The sequence below is a fragment of the Sphingomonas bacterium genome (assembly GCF_903643065.1).
Classification (GTDB): Bacteria; Pseudomonadota; Alphaproteobacteria; order Sphingomonadales; family Sphingomonadaceae; genus Sphingomonas.
Map to the genome: position 1 here is coordinate 1 of NZ_CAHJWX010000178.1, position 5,299 is coordinate 5,299.

Genomic DNA, 5,299 nt, shown 5'->3' on the forward strand with positions numbered 1-5,299 from the left:
GCTCGCCAAAGAGCTGGGGCACGACCGGCTGCTCCCGCTCGCCTTCGACATCCGCGACGAGGCGGCGCGCGCGGGAGCGGTGGCGGACCTGCCGGCGGACTGGGCGGGCGTCGACCTGCTCGTCAACAATGCCGGCCTCGCGCTCGGCACGCAGCCCGCGCCGGAGGCGGAGCTGGCGAACTGGTCGACGATGATCGACACCAACGTCTCCGCGCTGGTGTCGATCACCCGGGCGCTGCTGCCCCGGCTGGTCGAGCGCCGGGGCGCGATCGTCAACCTGTCGAGCGTGGCGGCGACCTATCCCTACGCCGGCGGCAACGTCTATGGCGCGACCAAGGCGTTCGTGCGCCAGTTCTCGCTCGGGCTCCGGTCCGACCTGCACGGCACGGGCGTGCGCGTCACCTCGATCGAGCCGGGCATGGTCGAGACCGAGTTCACCGCCGTGCGCACCGGCTCGCAGGACGCATCCGACACCTTGTACGCGGGCGCCGACCCGATGACCGGCGCCGACATCGCCGAGACGATCTGGTGGGTCGCGACGCTGCCGCGCCATCTCAACATCAACACGCTGGAGCTGATGCCGGTCAGCCAGAGCTTCGCCGGGTTTCAGGTGGCGCGCGCCTGATCCGTCCCGCTGGCGGGAAGGATCGACCGCGCCTCAGTGGGCAGGCTCCAGCGCGATCTCGAACAGGTCGGGCCACAGCTTGCCCGTGACGAACAGCCGCCTGGCGCCCGCGTCCCAGGCGATGCCGTTCGCCACCGCCTCCGGATCGCTCACCTTCACCCGCGCGACGATCGGGCGCAGGTCAACGATGGCGGTGACGTGGCCATCGGCGGGATCGATGCGGATCAGGAACGGCTGGTGCCAGATATTGGCGAACAGCTGACCGTCCACCCATTCCAGCTCGTTGACCTGCGTCACCGGCCGGCCCTGGATGGTGACGGTGACGGTCCGCGCGACCCGGAGCGTCGCCGGATCGAGGAAACGCAGCGTGCTCGACCCGTCCGAATGGATCAGCTCGCGCCCGTCATTGGTCAGCCCCCAGCCCTCGCCGACATAATGTCCGCCGCCGACCGCCTTGAGCGTGCGCGCGTCCCAGCGATGCGCGACGCCGCCATGCCAGGTGAGGCTGATCAGCTGCCCGCCCCAGCTCGCCAGCCCCTCACCGAACTCGGCCGCCGGGATGTGCGCGCGCGCCGTCACCTTGCCGGTGGCGAGCTGGACGCGCCGCACCTCCGACCGTCCCTCCATCCCCACCGATTCGTATAGCGCGCCATCGCGCCACAGCAGCCCCTCGGTGAAGGCCTGCGGATCGTGCGGGTAGCGATGCACCACGCGCGCGGTCAGCACCGGAACGGGAGCAGGAGCGGACGCCGCCTGCGGAGCGGCGGCGACGAGCAGGAGCGGCAGGAACGGCTTCATGCGTCGATGCCTACGCCCCGCCGCCGTCACGCGCCAGTCAGACGGCGATGCCGCCGCCCCCGCCCTCGTCAGACGGCGGTGCCTCCAACCGTCAATCCGTCCATCAGCAACGTCGGCTGGCCGACGCCGGCGGGCACGCTCTGCCCCGCCTTGCCGCACACGCCGATGCCCTCGTCCAGCGCGAAGTCGTCGCCGATGCCCACCACCTTGGTCAGCGCGGTCGGCCCGTCGCCGATCAGCGTCGCGCCCTTGATCGGCGCGCCCAGCCGACCGTCCTCGATCCGATACGCCTCCGTGCACGAGAAGACGAACTTGCCCGAGACGATGTCCACCGAGCCGCCGCCGAACGACTTGGCGAAAATGCCGCGCTTGACGCGGCCCAGCAGCTCGGCCGGCTTATCGTGGCCGCCACGCATGAAGGTGTTGGTCATGCGCGGCATCGGCGCATGCGCGTAGCTCTCGCGCCGGCCGTTGCCGGTCGGCTCGACGCCCATCAGCCGGGCGTTGAGCCGGTCCTGCATATAGCCCCGCAGCACGCCGTCCTCGATCAGCACGGTTTCGCCGGTCGGTGTGCCCTCGTCGTCGATCGAGAGCGAGCCACGCCGGTCGGGCAGGCTGCCGTCGTCCACCACCGTGACGCCGGGCGCCGCGACCCGCTCGCCGATCCGGCCGCTGAACGCGGACGTGCCCTTGCGGTTGAAGTCGCCTTCCAGCCCGTGGCCGATCGCCTCGTGCAGCACGATGCCGGGCCAGCCCGGCCCCAGCAGCACCGTCATCTCCCCCGCCGGCGCGTCGACCGATTCGAGGTTGACCAGCGCCTGCGCGAGCGCCGCGTCGATGCCCCGGTTCCACGTCGCCGGGTCGACCAAGCGATCATACAGATAGCGGCCGCCGATCCCGAACGTCCCCGTCTCGCGCCGGCCCCCATGCTCCACCACGATCTGGATGTTGAGCCGGACCAGCGGGCGAACGTCGGTGGCGACAAAGCCATCGGCGCGCACCACCTCCACCACGCTCCACGTGCCCGACAGGCCCACCGAGACCTGCCGGATGCGCGGATCGCGCGCGCGCGCGGCGGCGTCGATCGTCTGGCACAGATTCACCTTGTCGGCGAAGGGCACTAGGTCGAGCGGGTCGGTGTCGACATACAGCCGCCGGTTGGTGCCGCGCGGCGCCGGCGCGCGGGCGCTCGTCGACGGATCGATCAGCCGCATCGTCTCCGCCGCGCGGCCGATCGCGGCGGCCGACAGCTCGCTGGCATGCGCAAAGGCGGTGGTCTCCCCGCTGACCGCCCGCAGCCCGAAACCGGCCTGCGTGTCGTAGCTCGCCGTCTTGAGCCGCCCGTCGTCGAACCCGAACGCCTCGGCCCGACGGTATTGGAGGTACAGCTCGCCATCGTCCGCGCTCGCCAGCGCCTGGACGGTCAGGGCCTGGGCCTCGTCGGGGGAGAGCTGGTCGCGGTAGAGGAAGGAACGGGGGTCTTGGTATGTCATTCGTCGCTGATCCTGAAGGAGCGCCCGGAACGCCGTCGATCTCGCCGCTCCTGCCACTTCATCGCCAGTCCGACGAACAGCAGCATCAACGAGATCGTGAAGAGGATGATCGTACGATCGGAAATCATGATCCCTCCCGCATGCACTGGTGGACCACCATCGCCGCCTCCCGCGTGATCGCCAATCGGGTACGTTGTCCGATATAGGGCGACGGCTCGACCTTGAGTAGAACGTCCCTTGCGATTTCACAGTGATGGCGCATGGCTTCGTCGTTGCCCTTCAACCGGTCCGTCGCGAAGCTGCCGACTGTCGCGATCGACGCCGCCAGGCTGGATGTCACGACCAACGCGCCCCAATCGGTTCGTTGCCGAGGCGCGCGCAGCGCCACTATGGGCTCCCGCCCTCGCTGATGTCGGGCAGCGTCGCCGGGTCGATCCCGTCCGCCGCGCCGCCGATCAGGATGAAGCGGCGGTCGCAATAGCCGCAATCGACATAGCCGTGCTCGTCGATCTGCAGCCACACGCGTGGATGGCCCAGCGCGGCGCCACCCGGGATGTCGCTCGCCCCGTCGCAGGCGACGCGGCGCTGATGGACGCGGCTGATCTCAAGGGGCGGATGCATGGCCTTGCGGGTAGCAAGAAGCATTGTGGGGAGGCAAGCGCCCGCCTATCCGCCACCGCATGACCGCCGCCGCACCGCCTGCCATTGGCATCGATCGCCTCGCCAAGACCTACCGGGGCGGCAAGCAGGCGCTGGACGATATCTCGTTCGCCGTGCCCCAGGGCTCGATCTTCGGCCTGCTCGGCCCCAATGGCGCGGGCAAGTCGACGCTGATCAACATCCTGGCGGGACTGGTCAACAAGACGGGCGGGCGGGCATCGATCTGGGGCTTCGACATCGACGCGCACCCGCGCAATGCGAAGCGCTCGATCGGCATCGTCAATCAGGAGATCCTGTTCGATCCCTTCTTCACGCCGTTCGAGACGCTGGAGATCCAGGCCGGGCTGTACGGCGTGCCCAAGGCACAGCGCCGCTCGCTGGAGCTGCTGCGCGCGGTGCGGCTGGAGGACAAGGCGGACGCCTATGCGCGCACGCTGTCGGGCGGCATGAAGCGGCGGCTGATGGTCGCCAAGGCGCTGGTCCATTCGCCCCCCGTGCTGGTCCTCGACGAGCCGACCGCGGGCGTCGACATCGAGCTGCGCCAACAGCTCTGGGCCTATGTCCGCGAGCTCAACGCGGGCGGGGTCACGGTGGTGCTGACCACCCACTATCTGGAGGAGGCGGAGCAACTGTGCGACCGGATCGCGATCATCAACGGCGGCCGGCTGGTGGCGAACGAACCGACCCGCGACCTGGTCGGCCGCGCGCGCGAGAAGATCGTCTCGGTGACGGTCGACCGCGACCTCGCTAAGGCGCCAGGCGCGGCCTGCTTCGAGAAGATCGTGCTGCGCGGCGCCCGCGTGCTGGAGATCACTTATGACAAGGGCCGCGTCAACGCCGGCGAGGTGCTCGCGGCGATCCAGCGCGACGGGCTCGGCATCGTCGATGTCAGTACGCGGGAGGCGGACTTGGAGGACGTGTTCCTATCGTTGACGCGCTCGGTTGGGTGAATGGCCGTCGCGGGGAAAGAGCGGCGTCATGCGAGCGATGGCATCGCAGGTCATCGGTCCATCGCAACGTAGGTGATTGACGACGTCATCGGTGTGTAACGAATTGAAGATGTGAGTTTTTTTCTCCGCGCTAGTGATTCGCCGACTGCCCATTGGCGTCGCGCACGGTATGGGGAAGCGACGAACCGGAAGTCTGGCCATTCCATCCGCCGTCGATCCTATCGATCGGAGGCTATACACCATGTCTATACGCGGATCGGCGGCCGTGGCCGCCATGATGACGGTTTTTTGCGCTCAACCGGCGCTGGCGGATACAGCCGGGTGCTGGCACCCTGACGAGGTGCGGGCGGCGCGGATTGAGCGGTTGCAGGTCATGCTCATGATCGATGCCATCAAGTGCACCGACACCAACCCGGCGACGCTGAAGAGCTACAACAGCTTCCTTGCCAAGCAGCATGATCTGGTCGTCACCAGCCGTCGCACCGTCCAGTCCCACTTCGTTCGGCTGCTCGGACCCGATGACGGGATCAAAGCGGCCACCGATTACGACACGGCGACGGGCAACCGGCTCGCGTCGAGCGGCATCGACGTGAAGCGATGCGAGACGTCGGGCATGTATGCGCGGCTCGCCACCGATGCGGGCGAGGGCGACATCCTCGCGCTCGCCGCGGTGCTGACCGGCGATGCCGCGCTGACCGAATGTCCGGTCGCGGTGGCGGAGACCGCCGGCCCGACCGCCATGGTCATCCCGGTCTGGCCCAAGCCGGTCCCCG

8 protein-coding genes are annotated in these 5,299 nt (G+C 69.0%); 3 read left to right on the forward strand and 5 right to left on the reverse strand.

Annotation, left to right across the window (positions count from 1 at the left end):
* Positions 1–625 (forward strand): SDR family NAD(P)-dependent oxidoreductase (locus HUU95_RS07605; RefSeq protein ID WP_174279566.1); only part of this gene is annotated, 625 nt, incomplete at its 5' end.
* A gap of 33 nt (positions 626–658) precedes the next feature.
* Here the strand turns inward: HUU95_RS07605 and HUU95_RS07610 are convergent.
* From HUU95_RS07610 to HUU95_RS07625, 5 genes are all read right to left on the reverse strand, one after another.
* A complete protein-coding gene (locus HUU95_RS07610) occupies positions 659–1,423 on the reverse strand; it encodes a glutaminyl-peptide cyclotransferase (protein ID WP_174279567.1) in 765 nt (254 codons plus the stop codon).
* Between the two features lie 68 nt (positions 1,424–1,491).
* A complete protein-coding gene (gene tldD / locus HUU95_RS07615; RefSeq protein WP_174279568.1) occupies positions 1,492–2,916 on the reverse strand; it encodes a metalloprotease TldD in 1,425 nt (474 codons plus the stop codon).
* Positions 2,913–3,044 carry a hypothetical protein gene (locus tag HUU95_RS14695; protein WP_302480100.1) on the reverse strand — a complete coding sequence of 44 codons (132 nt, stop codon included), beginning with the start codon at positions 3,042–3,044 and terminating at the stop codon, positions 2,913–2,915. Before HUU95_RS14695 ends, tldD begins: the two co-directional genes overlap by 4 nt.
* Positions 3,041–3,304, reverse strand: coding sequence for a hypothetical protein (locus HUU95_RS07620; protein ID WP_174279569.1), 264 nt, complete (start codon positions 3,302–3,304; stop codon positions 3,041–3,043). The genes HUU95_RS14695 and HUU95_RS07620 overlap by 4 nt, the downstream gene beginning before the upstream one ends.
* On the reverse strand, positions 3,304–3,537 hold the full coding sequence (locus HUU95_RS07625) for a zinc-finger domain-containing protein (protein ID WP_174279570.1): 234 nt from the start codon (positions 3,535–3,537) through the stop codon (positions 3,304–3,306). The genes HUU95_RS07620 and HUU95_RS07625 overlap by 1 nt, the downstream gene beginning before the upstream one ends.
* 59 nt (positions 3,538–3,596) lie before the next feature.
* Between HUU95_RS07625 and HUU95_RS07630 the strand changes: the two genes are divergently transcribed.
* Complete coding sequence (locus HUU95_RS07630) at positions 3,597–4,526, forward strand: ABC transporter ATP-binding protein (protein ID WP_174279571.1); 930 nt, start codon at positions 3,597–3,599, stop codon at positions 4,524–4,526.
* Between the two features lie 379 nt (positions 4,527–4,905).
* The coding region (locus HUU95_RS07635) for a hypothetical protein (RefSeq protein ID WP_174279572.1) at positions 4,906–5,299 on the forward strand (394 nt) is incomplete at its 3' end.